Source organism: Prosthecobacter debontii (genome assembly GCF_900167535.1).
GTDB classification, from domain to species: domain Bacteria; phylum Verrucomicrobiota; class Verrucomicrobiia; order Verrucomicrobiales; family Verrucomicrobiaceae; genus Prosthecobacter; species Prosthecobacter debontii.
In genome coordinates this window covers 175,884-194,957 of sequence record NZ_FUYE01000006.1, presented here as the reverse complement: position 1 = coordinate 194,957, position 19,074 = coordinate 175,884, and the positions used below count along the sequence as shown (strand labels likewise).

Annotated in this window: 17 protein-coding genes; 4 read left to right on the top strand and 13 right to left on the bottom strand. The window is 56.1% G+C overall.

What is annotated here, in order from left to right:
* The first annotated feature begins 160 nt into the window (after positions 1-160).
* Entirely contained in the window at positions 161-1,129 is a 969-nt protein-coding gene (locus tag B5D61_RS11055) for a hypothetical protein (RefSeq protein WP_078813451.1), read from the top strand.
* A gap of 141 nt (positions 1,130-1,270) precedes the next feature.
* Here B5D61_RS11055 and B5D61_RS11050 read toward each other — a convergent pair whose 3' ends face one another.
* Positions 1,271-1,804 (bottom strand): hypothetical protein, encoded by a 534-nt coding sequence (locus tag B5D61_RS11050; protein WP_078813450.1) that lies wholly within the window; start codon positions 1,802-1,804, stop codon positions 1,271-1,273.
* 341 nt (positions 1,805-2,145) lie between these two features.
* Here B5D61_RS11050 and B5D61_RS11045 point away from each other — a divergent pair, with 341 nt between their 5' ends.
* A complete protein-coding gene (locus tag B5D61_RS11045; protein WP_078813449.1) occupies positions 2,146-2,913 on the top strand; it encodes a hypothetical protein in 768 nt (255 codons plus the stop codon).
* 300 nt (positions 2,914-3,213) lie between these two features.
* Here B5D61_RS11045 and B5D61_RS11040 read toward each other — a convergent pair whose 3' ends face one another.
* From B5D61_RS11040 to B5D61_RS10985, 11 genes are all read right to left on the bottom strand, one after another.
* The gene (locus B5D61_RS11040) at positions 3,214-4,119 is read right to left on the bottom strand and encodes a hypothetical protein (protein ID WP_078813448.1); all 906 of its coding nucleotides are present in this window, start codon (positions 4,117-4,119) and stop codon (positions 3,214-3,216) included.
* A gap of 462 nt (positions 4,120-4,581) precedes the next feature.
* The gene (locus B5D61_RS11030) at positions 4,582-4,842 is read right to left on the bottom strand and encodes a hypothetical protein (protein ID WP_078813446.1); all 261 of its coding nucleotides are present in this window, start codon (positions 4,840-4,842) and stop codon (positions 4,582-4,584) included.
* A 152-nt stretch (positions 4,843-4,994) separates the two neighbouring features.
* On the bottom strand, positions 4,995-5,246 hold the full coding sequence (locus B5D61_RS11025) for a hypothetical protein (protein ID WP_078813445.1): 252 nt from the start codon (positions 5,244-5,246) through the stop codon (positions 4,995-4,997).
* A 164-nt stretch (positions 5,247-5,410) separates the two neighbouring features.
* Positions 5,411-7,147 (bottom strand): portal protein, encoded by a 1,737-nt coding sequence (locus B5D61_RS11020; RefSeq protein WP_176159361.1) that lies wholly within the window; start codon positions 7,145-7,147, stop codon positions 5,411-5,413.
* A 374-nt stretch (positions 7,148-7,521) separates the two neighbouring features.
* Positions 7,522-7,842, bottom strand: coding sequence for a hypothetical protein (locus B5D61_RS11015; protein WP_078813443.1), 321 nt, complete (start codon positions 7,840-7,842; stop codon positions 7,522-7,524).
* Between the two features lie 284 nt (positions 7,843-8,126).
* Positions 8,127-8,927, bottom strand: coding sequence for a PEP-CTERM sorting domain-containing protein (locus B5D61_RS11010; protein ID WP_078813442.1), 801 nt, complete (start codon positions 8,925-8,927; stop codon positions 8,127-8,129).
* A gap of 432 nt (positions 8,928-9,359) precedes the next feature.
* Entirely contained in the window at positions 9,360-11,912 is a 2,553-nt protein-coding gene (locus B5D61_RS11005; RefSeq protein WP_078813441.1) for a choice-of-anchor D domain-containing protein, read from the bottom strand.
* Between the two features lie 374 nt (positions 11,913-12,286).
* On the bottom strand, positions 12,287-12,694 hold the full coding sequence (locus B5D61_RS11000; RefSeq protein WP_078813440.1) for a hypothetical protein: 408 nt from the start codon (positions 12,692-12,694) through the stop codon (positions 12,287-12,289).
* An 82-nt stretch (positions 12,695-12,776) separates the two neighbouring features.
* The gene (locus B5D61_RS10995; protein ID WP_078813439.1) at positions 12,777-13,853 is read right to left on the bottom strand and encodes a hypothetical protein; all 1,077 of its coding nucleotides are present in this window, start codon (positions 13,851-13,853) and stop codon (positions 12,777-12,779) included.
* 351 nt (positions 13,854-14,204) lie between these two features.
* Entirely contained in the window at positions 14,205-15,002 is a 798-nt protein-coding gene (locus B5D61_RS10990) for a hypothetical protein (protein ID WP_078813438.1), read from the bottom strand.
* A 222-nt stretch (positions 15,003-15,224) separates the two neighbouring features.
* Positions 15,225-16,406, bottom strand: a complete 1,182-nt coding sequence (locus B5D61_RS10985; RefSeq protein ID WP_078813437.1) for a Fic family protein — start codon at positions 16,404-16,406, stop codon at positions 15,225-15,227.
* Positions 16,407-16,693: 287 nt separating this feature from the next.
* On the opposite strand from B5D61_RS10985, the gene B5D61_RS25695 reads away from it, so the two are divergent.
* The gene (locus B5D61_RS25695) at positions 16,694-17,395 is read left to right on the top strand and encodes a HipA family kinase (RefSeq protein WP_139373202.1); all 702 of its coding nucleotides are present in this window, start codon (positions 16,694-16,696) and stop codon (positions 17,393-17,395) included.
* Between the two features lie 27 nt (positions 17,396-17,422).
* Complete coding sequence (locus B5D61_RS10975) at positions 17,423-18,280, top strand: DUF3037 domain-containing protein (protein ID WP_078813435.1); 858 nt, start codon at positions 17,423-17,425, stop codon at positions 18,278-18,280.
* Positions 18,281-18,380: 100 nt separating this feature from the next.
* Here the strand turns inward: B5D61_RS10975 and B5D61_RS10970 are convergent, their stop codons facing one another.
* The gene (locus B5D61_RS10970) at positions 18,381-19,043 is read right to left on the bottom strand and encodes a putative polyvalent protein kinase domain-containing protein (protein WP_078813434.1); all 663 of its coding nucleotides are present in this window, start codon (positions 19,041-19,043) and stop codon (positions 18,381-18,383) included.
* Positions 19,044-19,074 lie beyond the last annotated feature (31 nt).

Genomic DNA, 19,074 nt, shown 5'->3' with positions numbered 1-19,074 from the left:
TTAATCCAGTCAGATCCGAACTCAACTTCGACATGAGTGGTGAACGAAGCCCTCGAAGGAATCACGCCTAACAAGGTTGACTTACACGATGGAAGCGTTTCTCATGCCATCATTCGGCGAGGGCAGAGCCTGCGCTTGGAATCACTCCGCATAATCCTGCATGAAGCTTTCACTCCTGCCCCTCGTCATTGCAAGTCTTGGCCTCATCGGCTGCACCACACCGCCTGCTCTCACGGAAACGGCCCCTGCAGCAGCCCCCGACAACAGGACGCTGGAGGAGATGCGGGTGGATAACAACCCACAGATTCGGGTGGCCCGTAACAACGGTGCTAAGTTCCGCTATGGTCAGGCTTACCGAGCGGATAATCCCACCTTTGAATGGGAGGGATCTGTCAATGTCGAAGGCTTTGCCAACGGTCGGGGCACAAGATCCGACTACGACTCGGACGGCATGATCAGATACCAACTCACGGCCAACTATCAGAACGGTTTGTTAACCGAGGGGCTCTATGAAAACGTCAACTACAATGCCGCAGGGAGACCCGAATGGTTTACGACCGGCAACTATGATTTAAGAGGGGAACCGCATGGCACCACCGTCTCCACCCTCAGTAAAATGATGATGGATGAAGGCAGGCCGGATCAACCCGTTCGGCATGAGTATGAATACAATCATGGATCCATGGCGGGAAGCATCACCACCTTGGCCAACGGCACCCAGGAGACTTACAAACGCCGGGATTACATTGCTGAACGGCAGCAAAAACTCCGAGACGATGCCGCAGCTTTCTACCAGCAACAGGCGGAGGAGAGAGCCGACCGGAACGCGGCCAACAATGCCGCCCTGGTTCAGCAATTGAGGACAGGCCTCTCCGATCTCAACGCATCCGTAGCCGAGAGTTCCAAACCCTGGATGAGGTCGGAAATCAAACCCAGCTACGAATACACACCTGCGCCCCCTTTAACTTCCAAGGGAGGGACCTCACAGAAAGACGTCCCGTCCTCCAGCGGAAGTGGCGGTAGCAGTGGAAGCACGGCTCCAAGAAAGGGTGAATGCGCCAATGCTAAGGAGCTCGGGTCCAGAGCTTGTCCCTATGGAAAATGCAAGTGCAAAGCGATGTCAAGATAACCGTTACCCCTTCTCATAGGTGAGCTGTTCAGTGGTCAGTGGTTACTGATTGTCGGCTCTTCGCTCGGAGCCCGGCTTCAGCCGGAAGGGTGACGGACCTGAATCACCCACATCATCCTTTCTGTTAGGCCCACATGTTTCTCATCTCACCTCCACGTGCCGCTTCAGAAAGTCATGCTCCTCCTGCCGCACCCGCTGGTAAAGACCAGTCTCCGCCTCGTAGAGCCAAAGGGAACGCACGAACCGCCCTTCCCCATCTTTGGCTAAGCAGACGATCTGCCCCCAGCCCGCCTTGCCATCACGCTCCAGCATCTGCAGATGCCCGTGGAACTGCGCGAGGCGCACCACCTCCTGGCCCTTGATTTGAAGCAGCAGATACACCGGCCCACCCAGCCCCGCCAGCGGGGGCACGGAGACGAACCACTCCACCTCGCCCTGGCCATCCAGGTTCATGCGCCACACCTCCACCTGGGCGGGAAGCTCCTGCCCAGCCGCCGCTTCTTTTAAGCTCACCTGCACCGCCCCTGGGAGCGCCTTCACGGCCATCGGCTGCGGTTTAAACTCCGCCTCACTGCCCTCCAGCGTCTTCGGCCAAACATAGGCCTTCCCCTCCGGCAGCGGCAGCCACGTCATGCCAAAATCCGCCGCTGAAACGGGCTGGGCAAACAACGTCATGGCTGCCAGAAGGCCCACCGAAAGAGCCCGTCCCGGGCACTGCCATAAAGCGCTCCCGCAAACCCGAACCTCCCTCATGAATGCGCTGCTCATGCCCTCACTACAGCATCCCTCTTCCATTCCCGCACGCAAAATCCTCCTTCGGCCTTCGGGCTTCGGAGGACACGTCCTTCTTTCATGCCCATACGCGGGGTCATTGGTCACGGGTCACTGAAAACTGAAAACTGAAAACTGAAAACTGAAACGCGTCCCACCCGCCTTCTCATTTCTGCTGTCCACTTTCAGCTTTCCTCCCGTCTCCCTCGTTGACACGCCTAGCTCTCCGACGTGAAGTTTCCCCCATGGAATCCCCCGCCCAGGAGAAGCTCGATCGCGAACAGATCACCGGTTACCTCAACCGCTACCTTCCCATCATCGCCTCCGTGGCCGGCGTTCCCCTCCGTGAAGGTGAAGCCTGGGGCATCCGCCTCCTTTCCTGGACAGGTGAGGAGTGGCCTGGCCTGGAAGGGCGACCCGGCCTGATTTATGTCGATCTTTTTGTTACCCAGCCACCGCACGATTACCTGCTCATCCTCGACATCTCCACCGGCACCTGCACCCTCGCCGCCAGTTATCAGCGCGAGCTGAAGCACATGCGCCTGCTCCGTGCCTGGGCCCCCGCCACCGATTCACCTGCCTATACGCCGCTCCCCGATCATGTGCCCTGGCGCCTGCTGCGGGAGCTCCACGCGCCCAAACCGAGCCCCTCACCTCACCCCACGCCCACGCCCAAGGTGGATCGCCTCACCCTGGAGGTTCTCATCCGGCGCGACATCAAACGCATCGCCAAGCAATCCTCCCTAGTCGGTGTGGATGACCACCCCTGGGACGTCACCCGCATCTCCTGGACCGGCGAAGAATGGCCCGGCCTGCCCCACCTGCCCGGCTACTGCTACGTGGAGGCCTTTGAGCATGCGAACCCACCGCACGACTTCCTTTACGTCGTCAGCGTGCTCACCGGCACCCCGGAATTCATCGCCGCCTACGAAGGCGACATCGCCACCTTCGACCTCACCGTCTACCACACCTCCGCCGAGTCCCTCGGCCTGCCGGAGCAGGTGGAGCGGTGAAAGGGAAGTTTTGGGTTCGGGGTTGTTTGAACAGGATTTACAAGATGACAGGATTCACAGGATTTCTCCTTAGTTCAGCTCTTAATTCGAAGGCTTCCCCTGGACGCCCAATGAGCTTCTGCAAATCAACTAAATCTCCGCGCCCTTTGCCCCTCCGCCCCTCTGTGGCAAAAAAGCATCCCAGCAAGCGCACCTCCCATCATCCACACTTCCTGTTAATCCCGAAAATCCCGTAATCCTGTCAAAAACAAGCGCCCCCCTGAACCAAGAACCAAGAACCAAGAACCAAGAACCAAGCCCCTACACCCCGCGCAGCTTCCGAATCATCTCCGCTGCCTCCTGCTGGCGTTCTTTGCCTTCGTGGCCCAGGTAGGCCTTATGCCAGGGATTGTTCGGGTTTCGGCGGATGTCCTCCGCCTGCGCCTCCCCGCCCATGACGGCGGTGCTGCTGCGGCTACCTAACAAACGATCCTCCTGCATCAGCACACTGGCCGAGTGCAGCGCACGGATCATCTTGGCACTGTTGCCGATCTCCGCATCATCCGGGTCCAGCCCCAGGAGCTGCGCGGCACGCAGAGCACGCGCCGTGTTCTCATGGATGCGATCTCCCCACTCCGCCTCCAGCAAGGTGCGCTGCTCATTGAGGTAGCTATCCACCCCCTCACGCCCGCGCGAGACGAGGCCTTCCTTCTGCTTCAGGTCAAAGGCCATCAGCGACTGCACCTGATGCGGCGTCAGGTGGAGATCATGCGCCAGCGTCTGAAACTCCTTCACCGTGCCCTCATCCCACTGCACGCCCTCGGGCAGGGCTTCCGGTTTTGCGATACCATATCCCTCCGCCGTCTCCGGCACCCCCAGGGCCTTGCGCCAGGCGGCGATCTCTTCCGGCTTGGCCTCCGCCCCCGGTGGTTTCACGCCTGTGCGCTGGCCGATCATCTTCGCCTTGTTCGCATGCCCGCGCAGCAGTTCCATCGCATTCGGATACTTGCCAAACTCCGCCGCATACTCGCGCAGATCCTCCGGCAGCGCCTCCTGCCAGCCTGCCGTGAAGCTGCCGTCCTTGCCGAGGATGCTGTGAAAATCAAAAGCCTCTGGGCTTTCGCTAGCCGGTGCGGCTGGCACTGATTCCTGGCTCACTGGCGCAGAAACCGCCCCATCAGAGCTTGCCGTGTTCATCATCGCATCATTCGCTGTATCGTCCGTCATGGTATGTTCGTGTGTTGTTTTTTGTTAGGTTAAAAATTCGCGACAGCGTCCCGGAGTGCGGTGGCAGAGAGGCAAGGGCAACACCCTGCCTCGCCGACACCGCTCGCGCCGAAGCCCCAGATCCGATCCAAGTCACCGCCCTCTTGAGTGCCGCCCCCACACAGTCGCCTGGTGGACAGCTCAATCTCTCGCCCGAAAAAGCGGTGTGGCGCTAACGCTTCCCACCGCCCTCCAGGACGCTCCGCGCCTCCAAGTATCCTCCGTCCTTTCAAAGCTTCTTTGAACAGGATCAACCAAACACACTTCCGTGTATTCAGCATCTTCGGTTGTTGCTCAACTCACTCCAGACCAATCCAGTCTGAAGATCACGCCGTTCAAGTGATGCGGGCACTCCTGCCCGCACGTTCTCGCCCCTCGAAGCATCGTCCATAGCGGCCAAGAGTGGCCACCTCACTTTCCGCATCACGCCTCCCCTACCTTGCCCGCGGCCACGCGCCGGGCGATGTGACTGATCACTTGCTTCTGCCCATCCCGCTGGGCCGCTGCGCAGACATTGAAGTCATCCCCAGATTGAAAGCTCTGCCGATGCAGATTGAAATGCACCTGGAGATCCAGCTCAAACACCGTCTGAAACTCCGGCAGATCCGCCAGCATCTGCCAGGCCTCACGCACCTGCACCTCCCGTGCCTTCCGCACGGCTTCTTGTTCTTCTTGATTTGTCATGATCAAAAAATTGGGTGACTACCGATTCAGGCCTTTTTGAAACACGATTAACAAGATTTCAGGATTAACAAACAACCCGTCATCAAATGACTGCGTGCACTCAAAAGCAAAATCCTGTGAATCCTGCCATCCTGTAAATCCTGTCTAAACTCTTAGAGCCGCACCCGCACCACCGTATTCACAAAGCGCTGAAACTGATGCTCAGCCATCTCCAGGGCGCAGGCTTCATCCGCATCCTTCGGCAGGGCCACACGATCCTCAAAGCAGCGCTTCTGATGCCGCAGCACAAAGCGGAAGCAGTAGATGCCCTCCAGAAACGCATGCAGCACCCGCCGCTTCACCTCCCCGAGCTTACTCGCCCCATCCAAGGTGATCACACAAAGGTCTTTCGAATACGCACTCATCCAGAATCAATCAAAGGTTCAACAACGCTCTTTTCGACAGGATTCACAAGATTCCAGGATCAACCAAAACACTTCCGTGTCTTCAGCATCTTCCGTGGTTGCTCATCACAACCTCCTGTGAATCCTGTCATCCTGTAAATCCTGTTCAAAAAAAGCCCGGCAGCTCACCCCAGCTGCTCCATCAGCTTCTCCACCTCGCCCATGCCGCCGACGTTTTTCACCGCCTTGCTGCCTTGTTCCAGCATGCTGGTCATCTGGCTGGCCTGTTGAGCTTGGGCGCGTTGCGCACGCATCTCGGCCACAGCTTTCTCATCCATCAGCCACTCCGCCGGCATGCCGTTGTTGCGAGCCCGATCACGCGTGATCACGTCAAAGTTGTAGTTGTCCAAGACATCCGGACGCACCGAGGCGAGCTGGAGATCGCCCTGGAATTGCCGCTCGAAGGAGGCATTGCGCAGTTGCTTGATAGCCAGAGCTAGGCGCGAGGTATAGACCACCGTCGGATCGGGCACCATGCCCATGAATTGCGACACCGCCCGCACGGCCTCTTCAGGTGGTGGAGCCAGCATACCCTCCTCCATGGCCAGCGCGAACAAACGTTGCAAAATGGGCGTATTCTTCTCACTGGTCAGGCGTGAGAAAGCCGGGGTGATCAGGGTGATCTTCTCCGCCGCACGCTCCGCCACCTCCCGCGCTGTCATCTGGCGATCCAGGCTGGCAAACATGTTGAAGAGCTGCGCGTGAAACTTCGCATTCACCGCATCCTGACGCATCTTGATCCGCTCCTGCCCCACACTGTAGTCCCCCACCTGCGAGATCGGTTTCGGCCAGCGCTCCTGCCCGATGCTGCTGGCCATATACGTGATGCCCCCGGCGGAGAGGATCAGCTCGCCCTCCATCTCCTCCGGCGCGATCATCGCAGGCCTAACCATCTTTTCCGCCGCACAATCCAGCATCATTTGCAGAAAGTTCACCTGCCGTGCATCGGGCAGCGCCGCAAAGCCCGGCCCGTAGCCATACGGACTCTTCTCCGACAGCGCCGACCATTTCAAATAACGCCCCACGGCAAAGGGGAAGGAATCATACCCGCTCTCCCGCACCAGCGTCTTTTCACTCAGCTCCACATAGCAGGAGGCAAAAGGCTTTCCCCACGCGGCGCACGCAGCCGGACCATCAGGTCGCTCAGCGCGTGACCGTGGATAAACCGCGTGGAGAAAACGATAACGGCTGCCCTGGCGCGTCTCATCCCTCAGGCAGTCCTGGATCTTCGTCGGCAGATTCTCCGCCCCGAACATCTCCCGCGCCTGACGCGCCGTCAGCTCAAACTCACGAAACAACGTATCCACCTGCCCGAAGGCATTTTCCTCGATGGCAAAAGAGCCCACGGGCAGCGACTCAAAGTAAAAGCGCCCATCCTCAAAGGCCGAATACAAGGCACTCGTGCCGAAGGTCACATGGTTCAGCAGATCCTCATGCTGCTCCGTGTAAAAGTTACTGTTCCCCAGCATCTCCTGCACGCGGAAGGAGCAGTCCTGCAGCCACATCTTCACGCGATCCGACTGCCGCAGATCAAACACCGGATCATAGGAAAACCACGACTCATTGGCCGGCGTCATCCACGACATCAAGCCCCCCGCCATCGTCAGTGCCGCATCCCCCGCCGTGGTGTCAAACAGCAGCGCTTCCTTCGAGCTGCTCGGCGTGCTGGTCATGGAGGTGATCCCCGCCTTGCGTGGCATCATCAGATCCGCAATCTCCTGCCACTGCGTCTTCCACGGCTGCATCACCGTCTGCATCTTCTGCCAGCGCGCGCACAGATCCCGCGTCCGCTGCTGCTTCACCGGACAGGCCTTCTCAGGCTCCGCACGCTCTTCTTTAGACATCTTTTTGTTAGGCTTCATTGAAAATTGTTCAGTTATCAGTGTTCGGTTTTCAAGTGATGCGGGCACTCCTGCCCGCAATGGTTCCCCTCTAGGCCCTAGCGCCATGCTAGGGAAACCAACTCCCCCGATGGAAACCACTCATACCCACTAATAGTCACTAATGGTTTCCATTCAGAGCTTCAGATCATTAGTGTCCATGAGTGCCCATTAGTGGTGAGCTAAGCTCCTTCATCCCCTCATCCACTCCCCCATCCGAGCGGTGTCGCGCTATCGCTTGCCACCGCACTCCGGGACGCTTCGCGCTCCAAGTCACTCCACCCCATCTCAGCACTCAGCCACGGCTCATTGAAAGCGGAACACCGCACCGTTCACTGAATACTGCCATCACCCATTCACATTTCCCCGCCATTCTTCGGCGTCAGCAGCGGATTCACCACACCGAGCTGAGTCGTCCGGCCCAACGTTTGAGCTGGAGCAGTCGCATCGTTATCCTGCGTCAGAATGGTCTTCTGAATGCCCTTCTTCCGACTCGCGCGGCGCGCAGCCTCGCCTTCGGCAGCAATGTCTTGACGAAAAGGAGCCGTCGGTGGAGGCGGCTGATCAGGCTCCTTCGCCCCCTTGCAGAGACGGGTCAGCCGTCCATTCGGTCCGATCAAATCGGCACTCCACTGTGCCCCACCACCCGGTAGCAAATCAAAGGTTTCACTGTGCATGCTCAAGGTGGGATTGATTAACCCGCCCCGGCGCAAGTGTTATTTTTTGTTAGGCTGTCTTTTTTCGACAGGATTAACAAGATTCACAGGATTTACAGATGGATGATTTCAGAGATCAGGGACAAACAATCCGCGCATTTTCCCCACCTCCTTAAAAAATCATGTGAATCCTGTCATCCTGTAAATCCTGTCAAAAAAAACCAGATCACTCCAAACCTCCGCGCCCTCTGTCTCTACGCCCCTCTGCGGCAAAAAGGCACTCCTCACCAACAGCATTCCGACCTCTAAACTCTCCTCCTCCTCCTCAGCATCACCACCCCGAGTCCCAGCCCTGCCAGCAACACCCGGCTCGGCTCGGGGATGGCCGCAGGGCTGGAGGTGAGCGTGACGTAATCCACAAAGATATCGCGGGCAGTATTCTGGAGATTCTCCGCCACACGGATCTGAAACACATCGCCCTCATCCGCAGCCGTGGTGGTGTAGCTCAGATTAAAGTTATAGAACGGGTTGATGTTCTCATCCACCAGCCCCAGGCGCGTGCCGCCCATGTTGGCCGAGGTGATCAGCACCCGATCATCCGTCACATTATACAGGGCGATGGTGAAGGTGCTGTTGTGACTGCTGTTGCCATTGAAGGCTGCGCCCACCAGATTCAGCACCATTCCTTCACTCAACGTCGAGACCAGCGTGTAGGTCCACAGCTCATCCTGAGGTGTGTTATTGCCCGTATTCAGCAGCAGAGATCCATCCCCCTTCACCCCATCCCCGCCGAAGACACCGCCGCCGAGGTCGTAGTTGTCGTAGGCAGTCGCATTGCGGCTCAGGTTTCCACCGCCTTCCCCTACGTAGGTCCAGCCCGTCACGCTATTGGCCCCTGAGGTGCTGCTGAAATCACTGCTGTAGATCACCGTCGCCGCCTGCACTTGACCGGTCAAAACCAGCCCGAGACTAACCAAAAGCGTCATCGCACAAGCCACCCGCGCTGCACGACGAACCCGCAACGACGACGGCAATAAGGAAAGCGTAACATCACGGCCTCGTGCAGAGGAGGCCCGATTCACGGGCGTGGACAACGAATCACGCATAGCGAGGAAGAAAAATCAAAGGGGGGGAGTTCGGGGGGAATGATCAAACGGGCTCAGGGTTAATGAGGTGCCAAGCGCCACCTCATCCAGCCCGAGCTAGGTGATCACCACATGAATGAGCATCCCCCATGCCAAGCCCTGAAAACCAACTCTTTAGCACCCATCAAAACCCCGCCTAACCACATCCACAGCGCACCTATGACCAGACATCCAAATGACCAATGACCACCCCAAAACCAGTGATTAACCAAAAGAATGTCAATAACTGAAAAATTCCCTGAGGTGCCCCACACTCTGTTTCCCCAAAAGATCGCCAACCCAACGATTCCTTCCCCCCAGCCACCACCTCAAAAAAAGAGCGGGCTCTCCTCCCCAGAGCCCGCTCCCAGATCGATCTTTTTTCAGGATCTCTGACGATCCGGGCTGTCGAGATTAGAAAGTCACGATGCTTTCCACCAGCCCTGCGGAAGACCCGAGCTTGCCAGAAGGTGTGAAGGCGCGGGCACGGATCTGGCCACTCGTCAGGCTCAGTCCTGTGAGCTCCCAGCCGTCCGTGATACGGGTGCCGTTCCCGAGGCTGCTCCAGGTGCTACCGCCATCTGTCGACAACTCAAAGATGACCCGAGAGGCCTCGGGAGACGAGCCGCCGCGCAGCCATTCCACCCGTGTCAGGGCATCCGTGACCGTCAGGCTTTCCGTCGCCAGATTGTTATTCAGCATGGCGATCCGGCCACGCGCGGTGGACTGCACGGAGGTGAATTCCCCCCCGATGATCACCCGACCATCAGCCTTCAGGTGGCTGCCCAGCACATCGCTGCTGGCGCCCGCATTGAATCCGCTGTCCAAAGTTCCATCGCTGTTGAGGCGGCCACAGTATCCGATGGCCGTGCTGTTGAGCTGATTGAAGTCACCGCTCACCAGGATCTTCCCATCAGCTTGCAGCGTGAGGCCATAGACAGGGTCATTGGCGGTCGCTGTGAAACCGGTGTCCAGCGTGCCATTTGCATTCAGGCGGGCCAGACGCGTGCGGGTGACGCCATTGACCGTGGTGAAGGCCCCACCGATCACAATCTTACCATCGGGCTGCAGAGCCACGGCATAGACGTTGTTATTGGCCGGAATGCTGAAGCCCGTATCCAAAGTGCCGTTACTGTTCAAGCGTGCGATGCGGTTTCTCGTCGTGCCATTCACCGTGCTGAATCGCCCCACGATGATCACCTTACCATCAGGCTGCAGAGCCATGCCGTGCACCATGCCATTCGCCGTGGGGGTAAACCCCGTGTCCAATGTGCCATTGGCATGCAGGCGGGCCAGGCGCGTGCGGGTCGTGCCGCTGATGTTGGTAAAGTGCCCGCCCACCAGGATCTTGCCATCGGGTTGCAGGCAGAGCGCATGCACAATGCCGCCGTTGGCCTCTGGCGTGAAGCTGCTATCTCGGGAGCCATCGCTATTCAAACGAGCTAGGCGGTTTTGCACCACATTATCCGTGCGGGTAAAATTTCCCCCGACCAGGATCTTCCCATCAGGCAGCACCACCAGCGTAGAGACATAAACCGACGCCACATCTGTAGCCCCAGGCCAAGTGATGGCCGCATTGAAGGTCGGATCCACCGTGCCATCTGCCAGCGTGCGGACCACCCGCACCTGACTGCTCCCCCCCACCGTGACGAAGGCGCCCCCAGCGAGGACTTTCCCATCCGGTTGTTCCACGGTCGTATGCACCGCCCGGTTCGCATTCGGGTGATAGGCCGTATCCAGCCCCCCTGCCGCAATACCGACCCCACGGAGGGCAAACTCATAGGTCGCCTCATTTATATCATCGTTCCAGAGGACGATGTTCGTCGTGCGGACACCGATCCCATTGGGGACAAACGTGACATTAAAGGTATGGCTGGCGCCGGCAGGAATGATCAACGGCGTCGTGATCCCGCTAATGACAAAAGCCCCGGGGTTCCCTGAGGATTTCTCGATGGAATTGATTTTCAACGGAGCACTTCCCACGCTCTGGATGGTGAAGGCAGCCACCACCTGCTCCGATCCATTCACCGCCACCCCAAAATCCGTGTGATCCGCTGGAGATGGAGTCAGATCCCCATCCGCGATATCGATTCCATTGCCCTGAAGATTGATCTCCGTCGCCGCAGAACCCTGAATTCTAAATCTAAAAAACTGCTCATCGAAGTCATTGTTAGAAATGCTGATCTCACCGGAGAAAGTGCCATTCTGCCCAACGCTCATTGGCGCGTAAGTGATCGTAAAAGTCGTGCTGGAAGATGGCGGTATGACCGTCGGCAAACTGATCCCGCCAATCGTAAAAGGAATCGGCGTTCCAACGGTGCTATTGAGTGAAATTTGGAAGATCTTCAAATCCGTCACGCCACTGTTGGAGATGGTGTAGGTCCTGACCACATTCCCCCCCGGGGTCGCGGGATAACCGAAGTGGGTGTGGTTAGTTAGACTGGGGTAGTAGCTATTATGCGGGATATCCACCCCATTACCCGTCACACTGATCTCCGGTTCGATGCCCTCACCCTTCAGATCAAAACTGTAAACTCCTGCATCAGCATCATTGCTGTTGATCGTGAGTGTGGCATTCCGTGTGCCGATCGCGGTCGGCTGAAACTCAATGTAGACCATGCCGCTGGCGTTCGGCACCAGGGTCACCGGAAAGGAGTAGAAAGTCCCGCTGTAGCTAAAGTCCGAGGCATGAGTGCCCGTAATGGAAATGCCTGACAGCACCAGATCCGCATCGCCAGTGTTGGTGATCTTATACATTCCGTAGTGAGTCCCCGCTGACAGAGAGCGATCTCCAAAATCCGTATAATCAGCCGGACTGGGAGTGGTATCCCCGTTGGCGATCACCACATTATTGCCCGTGACCTGGATATCTGGAGCCGTCCCCTGAGCCGCGCCAGGGAGAGCCGCAGCCCATAAAGATGCTGTGCATAGAGTCGCTAGAAGAGTGCGATAGGTAGGTATTCTCATATCAATGGTTTAGTTGACTATCCGAAACCCCAGAAATCCAAAACGAAGATCCCTGAAAACAAATGGGGCCGTGTGATGAGAAAATAAACACGGATAATCGCATCATTATTCTCAACATAAACACGCTATTCCACCTCATCATCTAGGGTCTAGAACGATTTCAACAAAAATTAAAACCTAAGTATTTAGGTTACTTTTATTCATTGAAGCCCGCACTGCCTACCGCGTAGTCGTGCACTGCCCCGTCGCACATTCCCCTGACAAAATGAATGGAATACCTGGAAGGAGCTCAACAGCGCGGAAGCCTGCATTCAAGCACCCTGAAGGCTAAAGATCTAGAATACAGGGTCCACTCCTCAATAGCCTTCATCCTGTCAAAAACCTCCCCTCACCAACCTCTCCCTCCTCACCCACCGGGGCACATTCACCCGCTCATAGCCGATCCATGGGCGCTGCGCATCCGGCAGCCAGGTCATCGCCGTTTTCAGATCCCCCGCCAGCAGCCAGATCCACCACGCATCCCCCTCCGGTGCCACGATCCAGGGTGACGCCAGCTTTTCATACGGCCAGTGCTTCCACACCGGCCTCGCCATCGCCAGGGCATCCGGCCGCGCGACCACATACCCATGCGCCAGATGCAGTACGATGTCTTCCTCCAGCGACCGCGCACACGGCTCCGTGGCATACACCCGCTGCGCAAGTTGGTAGGGCGTGAGAGGTGGGTCACCTACGACACTCTGGGGGCTGTTCAGCTCAGGAATTGAAATCGCTTCCGCCTTCATTCCCGCAGCGCAGGGACTAACAGGAAGGATGGCAAGAGGAAATCACAGCTATTTGAGTCCATCACCTGGGTGTGGATGGATATCACACCTTCTGCTTCACGGTCTGCGAGGCGCTTTGTTGAGGGGTGTTCTTTTTGTTTTGAAGGTCATTCTGCTGATCCGTCACTTTTTGGACCTTGGCCTTGATCTCATCCGCTTTCACATTCACGTCTTTGATCTTGGCGTCGAAGTCTGCCAGCTTCTGCTGCGCCATTTTATTCAGGTCATCGACGCTCAGATCCTGAGTTTGACCTAACAACTGTTTGAGATTATCTTGGACGATCTGCTCTCGGCGGGCTGGATCCACGCTACCTGGCCCGGAAACCACGTTCGCCATCATGACCTGCCTCTCGAAGGCTTGCTTATCCTGATTCAGTTGGTCGGCTCCCTGATTCAGATCCCCCAGCTTTTTATCGAGCTTATCCAGTTCATGTTTATTCTCCATGATCTTGAGGCGGTCAGACAGACTTGTCACCCCTTGCTTCAGTGACTTGAGTCCATCACTGAGGTGACTCTTCACACTGCCTGCTGACTGAGTCACTTTATCTTTGAGGCTGTCCGCCATTTGCACGGCGTCTCTTAGGCCGCTGTGCAGGTTCCTGCCCAAGGTGCTGCGATCCAGTTGCTTCAATTCTGGATGCTGCTCCTTCATATCATACATCTGCTGCTTGATCTGAATCTTCTCATTCTGCGTCAAAGCAGGATCGTTGAACTTGGCTTTTAGATCGTTGTATTGATCTTTGATGCCTTGATCCAGATCGCGCAGCCGACCTTCGTCATTGAGCTTGCTAAGCAACTCCTCCAAAGATGCGTTTTGCTTATTCCCCACGATGCTCGGATACTTTTGCTGGATGGCAGCTGAAAGTTGAGCCTGAACATCGGGTGCCAGGCTAACGATTTCATTGAACCCCATTTCATTTAAAACCAAAAGCGGATCCACCCCGTTATCCAGGTCGTCTTTCAGGGTATTGATGTCCTTATTTTTCTCCGTCAGCGCTTCAAACTTGGTGACCAGATCCTGATGTTCCGGGCTCCCCTGCGGCACGCTGCTGAGCCTTGTGAGCGTTTCCCGCACTTCTGCCTTCAAGTGTCGCTGAGCTTCCGCGAGCCAACTGTCCACAGCGGGTCTAATGGCATCTGACGAGTCGTTTGAATTCGCGGAAGGAGGAGTAGTCATCGTGATTTGAGCTTGTGCTAAGACTAGGCGCAATCTCGTAAAGCTGTGACATCAATTTTTGATTTCCTTGCTGGAGACCCGCAGAGCCGATCCTTCAGATCCGCGTCCTGCATGAATCGTAGCCCAGCTCTCAGGCCCTCCCAAATCGCCGCAAAGTGATTCGAAGGGCTCATGCGGGGTTCGATTTCAATCCAAACACAATTTTCACCCACGAGTAAAAACAGCGATTTCAGTGAAAGTCATTTGGGACCACCGCCTCCATTTCCGCCCGCGGGATCATCCGTCATCCGTCACTCACCCGCCAAAATACCCGCCCTGGCTCTCCGCCCACAGGCGATAGCCCTCCAGCTCATCCTCCTGCACCGGTTGCACCGTCAGCAAGCGCGGGCCCATGGCCAGGAAGCTGCGGCGGGTGAAGGGCAGATGGCCCATGCTGCGATGTTTCTCATCGGCACCCGAGAGCGTCAGCATCCCAGCTTCTACCTTCTGAGGGCGCTCGGCATGGCCGCCGGCATACAGGCGGATGTGCACGCCTCCGGCATCCACTTTCAGCAGCTTCACCACCCGATACGCCCCGCTCGTCCACACCGTGTAGAGCGTGCCCTCCATCAGTGGATCGTGCTCCAGGATTTGGCGAAAGGCGTCCAGCATCGGCGCCGTCAGCACCCCGGTCACCAGCGGTGTTTCGGGATTGAAAACCATCCCGGCCGACGCCGGCATCTTCAGCGCCAACTCCATGGCCGACACCGCCTCCACACGATCAAAGGGCGGATGCGCACCGGCCACCGCCCACTCCTGACGGGTGAAGACCACCACGAACGGCTGCGGCGGCTCCCCCATCAGCATCACCGCCGGATCCTCCAGACGCTCCGCACTCGCATTCGCCACATACAGCTCCGCCTGCGGCAGCTCCATGAAGACCCGGCTCAGCGACTCCTTGCTGCCTTCCCGATCATGGATCACCAGCGCCAGGTCCAGCTTGCCAGCCCGCCCCTCATCCACCTCCCGCAGAAGTTCCCCCAGCGCCATCGCCTCCGCATCTCGCACTGCTTTCTGCTCTTGCCGCTTTTTGAAGAATCCGAACATGCCCATGAGGCTAAAGATACGTCGGATAGGCAGGTAAGGTGAAAGTGGTGTTGAGGATAGAAAAAGGGCTCATCGCTATCGCCACATCCTCACGCCGCCACCCGATCCTATTTCACCTCCCACCAGCCCCGTTTTCGACGAAAACACTTACGGACCGACGAAAATCCTTATTTGGAGGCCTTTTTCCGACGGAAATGCTTACGGCTTCGATAGGATCGCGCGCATTCATCACACATCCACCTCAGAACGATGTCTCAGGGGTAGGAAGGCAAAGATCAGCTCTCGCTTGGCTCGCACCTTTCGTCCCTCCCGCACGATCAGCCCCATTTCCTCGAGTTCAGCTAAATCACGTTGCAGGGTCTTGGTTGTCTTGGTGGCATAGGCTTTGGCGAGCCGCGGCGTCAGTTCATCCACCTGACTCAGCTCCACCCAATCATTCTTCTGCCCCAGATCCAGCGCCAGATGCCGCTGACGCACATCCCCTGGGCGTGTGCGATTTTGAAACAGCTCATGCACATGGTTTCTCCATGTCATGTCCCACTGTTGCGTCCACACATACTCCAGCTGCCCGCGCAGCCCATCCACCAGCCCACGCACCGCATAGCAGAGAAAGGGCATCAGATCCCCACCCGACTTACTGGCGTGATCGAGCTGACGATAATATTCCTCCTTCGTCTGGTTGTAATGATTGCTCATGAGATGAGCCGCAGGCGCAGGCATACCCGCCGACATCAGCAGATAAAACTCCACCAGCCGAGCCGTGCGGCCATTGCCATCACCAAAAGGGTGGATCCAGGCCAGATACACATGCGCCAGCACTGCCTTGATGATCGCAGACACCATCTCCATGCCCGGCTTGCTGAGGGCAAAGTCAGGCCCATTCAGCCACTCACACAGGCGATCCATCAGGTAATCACAATCCTCCGCCGGAGCTCCACGATACACTCTCCCCACGATGACGGAGCGATCCCGGTATTCCCCCGGCACCACCCACTCTTCCTTCGGCACATCCTGCAGCACCTGCGCATTGAACTGCTTCATCAAAGACACGGAAAGCGGCGGCAGTGTCTGGCTGGAGATCTGACTGCTGATCCGCATGAAAGCCGCGATCACATTATCCACTTCCTGCTTCAGATACTCACGAGAGGGCGCCACCTCCAGCCGCCCCTCCACCGCCCGCAGCACCTCCTCCTCAGAAAGCGTATTCCCCTCGATCGCCGTCGTAGCCGCCGCTCCCTTGGCCATATAGACCTGATGCAATAGCTGAGCCGTGGCAGGCCGCAGCGGCACCTTGGAGAGGTGCTCGCACTTCGACACCGCCTCCCCCAGATGCAACCAAAACTCATGCCCGATCTCCCACAAGCGAATGTGGAATTTCAGCCAAGGATGTGTCTGCTCATATTTCCGCATAAATGTCCAGATTCAAAAAACGCTCTCTGACTTGTAAATACGGGTATAAGTAAACAGATATCGCGCAAAAAGTCTGAAAAAATGTCCAGTTTTTTGTCTCATTCATGACCAAGCCTGTCCATAGGTGTCCATGCATGACTTTTTCTGGCATGAGGTTGAACACGTGTTCAAGATGGGGCAACTTGATAGTGAGCTCCGATTAAAGAAACCAAATAATCTCAAATCACTATTGCGGTAAAATTTCTTTTGGGTAAAACCCTCAGAAGCGCTGAGCCAGGATTTTGATCATGCAACATGAGACTCAACCTACAGAAGAGAGCATTCGCATCACAGAGATCCAAGGCCGTGAGACAAGTAGCATTTTACGCCCCTTGGAATGTCGAGCCTCGGATGGAAATCGTTATTTCATTAAGACACGCCGTTCTGATAAAAATCCCTTACTTTGTGAATGGGTATGCAGCAAATTAGCTCAAGCACTAGAACTCCCTTGCCCGCCAGTCTGTATTGCTTGGTTGCCTAAAGAGCTTTTGGATGAATCAAACCACTCAGATTATGACTTGGTCGCAGGCTGGTCATTCGGCTCTTTAGCCGTAGATTTTGCCGATACCTTTCCCAAAGCGGTCGCAAATCAAATTCCGGATGATTTACGGCTGCGTGTTCTGGCATTTGATCACTGGATTCATAATAGTGACCGCCGCGATCAAAATCCGAATCTTTTATGGCAGGCACGCGAAAAACAGCTATGGTTAATCGATCATCATTTAACCTTATCTCCAGATCCCGTTCGCAAGTCCTCTGACACACATATCTTTCGAGAAGATTGGAACACGTGCTGGGGAAACAACAACGCTGACGAAATCATTGAGTGGCTGAGAGGGGGACTCGATGAACTTGATGGTATATTTGCCGCGATACCGCCAGAGTGGTTAAATGCTCAGGAGGATTTTCTCACAAAAACTCGCGCATTGCTGACACGAAGACTGCCTTGACCCAAAACGTATTATACATTGATTTCAATGAAACCACACCTCTGCAAATACTCGATTATTCGTTTCCTGCCCTACAGGGAAACGGAAGAGTTTGTGAATATTGGTGTTCTAGTCTTGTGTGAGGAACTCGGTTATTTAGGCTTTTTACTCGAGAAAAAGAGATCGACCCGGGTCACCCATTTTTTCAATGAGCTGGATGCCTCCATTTATCGACATGGCATTCTAGCATTGGAACAGGAAATCAAACGGTTAAATCCTAAATCAACGGACATTGATGGCTGCCTGTCACTAGCTGGTGGAGCACCCAATCTCAGTGCAGCCTTCCAGTTTCTAACAAGGCCACGCAAAACGCTTTTTTATTTTAGCGAGCCACGGGTGTTGCTAGATGCAGATCCAGTCGCGGCTCTCAAGCGCCTTTTCGCGGACTATGTTAGACGGCAGTTTGCGCAGCCTAAGGAGTATCAAGAGCAACTTATGCGTGAAGCCATTTCCAATAGTCTCAAACAGTGGAACCTTCATAGATTCTACCACGCGCTGGACGTAGGAACCGACATTTATCGAATGAAGTTTCCCTTTGTGCATCAAACACATTCTCGGGTCGAGCGAGCGATTCGTGTCCTCAATCTCAATTTTAATGAATCGACGGATATCCTCAGAAGGAATGATGAAGTAGTCGGCGGCCTCACTCGCTTACGTAATGCTCATGTTTTACCAGATGATTGTATGATTGTTGTAAAAGCCCCCAAATCTACAACAAAGACGCATGAGATTGCGATGGATGTCTGCAGCAATATTCAGGGTCTTGATGTCCAAACTGCTTTATATGGTGACCATACTAAATTGAGAAACTTCGCTGAAAAGGCTTCGAACACCGCCTCAAATTAATCTCCCCTTACCAACCCAAACCGGGCCACCTCTCGGTGACCACCTTTACTGCTGGCATCACGGCTGAGATCGGCGTCCAGAGTGAAGGGATCCCGCCTCCTCATGGACCCAAAATTCCGAGCCTTTTCAGCGCATCGATCCGCGCCGCTTGGTCATCGAAATAAAAATGCGCATCGATGGGGTGGATGAATCCGCCTTCTTTGGCCACAATCACATTGAAGACGGGGAGCTTGGACCCTGGATTTTCGAGGATCAGGCCCTGACGGCTCAGTCCTTCCACAAGCTCTCGCCAAACGGGGTGCCGCCCCACCACCAGGGGCTGAGACACCACGATGTGCAGCATGCGGTCGTCCTCAAAGAAACCTTCCAGGCAGACATCATCGCCAAACAGGTGATTCGCTAACAAATGATCTGTCAGATAGTCGAACAGTGATTCGGTAGCCTGGGCCTGCACGGCCAGATCTTTCAAGACACGTGTGCCGCGCCAAAGAGCGACGCGGTGCTCACTGCCGCCTTTCATGACATGCTCCTTCATGCGCATGTAAGCACGGACCGCCGCACCCTCCATCCAGAGGCCTGCCTCGTCAGCGAAGCGCTTCAGTGCCGCGACTTCATCGTGGCCTGCTGAGCGCGCACTTTCTTCCCCGTCATGGCTTTTTGCCTGCGCAGCTTCAGCCGCCCGGCGGAGAAGAGCTTGCGCACCTCCGTATAAGACATGAGCGTTTTTGAGGCTGGCTGGACCTGAGACATAGAACGAGTTCAACTCGAAGGGAAGAAACCATCGTTCCGGTGAG

What these genes read in the sequence shown, in the direction of transcription:
- B5D61_RS11055 (WP_078813451.1), top strand. Translation starts at nt 161, where the DNA reads ATGAAGCTTTCACTCCTGCCCCTCGTCATTGCAAGTCTTGGCCTCATC.
- B5D61_RS11015 (WP_078813443.1), bottom strand. Translation starts at nt 7,842, where the DNA reads ATGCACAGTGAAACCTTTGATTTGCTACCGGGTGGTGGGGCACAGTGG.
- B5D61_RS25695 (WP_139373202.1), top strand. Translation starts at nt 16,694, where the DNA reads ATGCAACATGAGACTCAACCTACAGAAGAGAGCATTCGCATCACAGAG.
- B5D61_RS11050 (WP_078813450.1), bottom strand. Translation starts at nt 1,804, where the DNA reads ATGACGTTGTTTGCCCAGCCCGTTTCAGCGGCGGATTTTGGCATGACG.
- B5D61_RS11020 (WP_176159361.1), bottom strand. Translation starts at nt 7,147, where the DNA reads ATGAAGCCTAACAAAAAGATGTCTAAAGAAGAGCGTGCGGAGCCTGAG.
- B5D61_RS11025 (WP_078813445.1), bottom strand. Translation starts at nt 5,246, where the DNA reads ATGAGTGCGTATTCGAAAGACCTTTGTGTGATCACCTTGGATGGGGCG.
- B5D61_RS11045 (WP_078813449.1), top strand. Translation starts at nt 2,146, where the DNA reads ATGGAATCCCCCGCCCAGGAGAAGCTCGATCGCGAACAGATCACCGGT.
- B5D61_RS11030 (WP_078813446.1), bottom strand. Translation starts at nt 4,842, where the DNA reads ATGACAAATCAAGAAGAACAAGAAGCCGTGCGGAAGGCACGGGAGGTG.
- B5D61_RS11040 (WP_078813448.1), bottom strand. Translation starts at nt 4,119, where the DNA reads ATGACGGACGATACAGCGAATGATGCGATGATGAACACGGCAAGCTCT.
- B5D61_RS10985 (WP_078813437.1), bottom strand. Translation starts at nt 16,406, where the DNA reads ATGCGGAAATATGAGCAGACACATCCTTGGCTGAAATTCCACATTCGC.
- B5D61_RS11000 (WP_078813440.1), bottom strand. Translation starts at nt 12,694, where the DNA reads ATGAAGGCGGAAGCGATTTCAATTCCTGAGCTGAACAGCCCCCAGAGT.
- B5D61_RS10975 (WP_078813435.1), top strand. Translation starts at nt 17,423, where the DNA reads ATGAAACCACACCTCTGCAAATACTCGATTATTCGTTTCCTGCCCTAC.
- B5D61_RS11005 (WP_078813441.1), bottom strand. Translation starts at nt 11,912, where the DNA reads ATGAGAATACCTACCTATCGCACTCTTCTAGCGACTCTATGCACAGCA.
- B5D61_RS11010 (WP_078813442.1), bottom strand. Translation starts at nt 8,927, where the DNA reads ATGCGTGATTCGTTGTCCACGCCCGTGAATCGGGCCTCCTCTGCACGA.
- B5D61_RS10990 (WP_078813438.1), bottom strand. Translation starts at nt 15,002, where the DNA reads ATGGGCATGTTCGGATTCTTCAAAAAGCGGCAAGAGCAGAAAGCAGTG.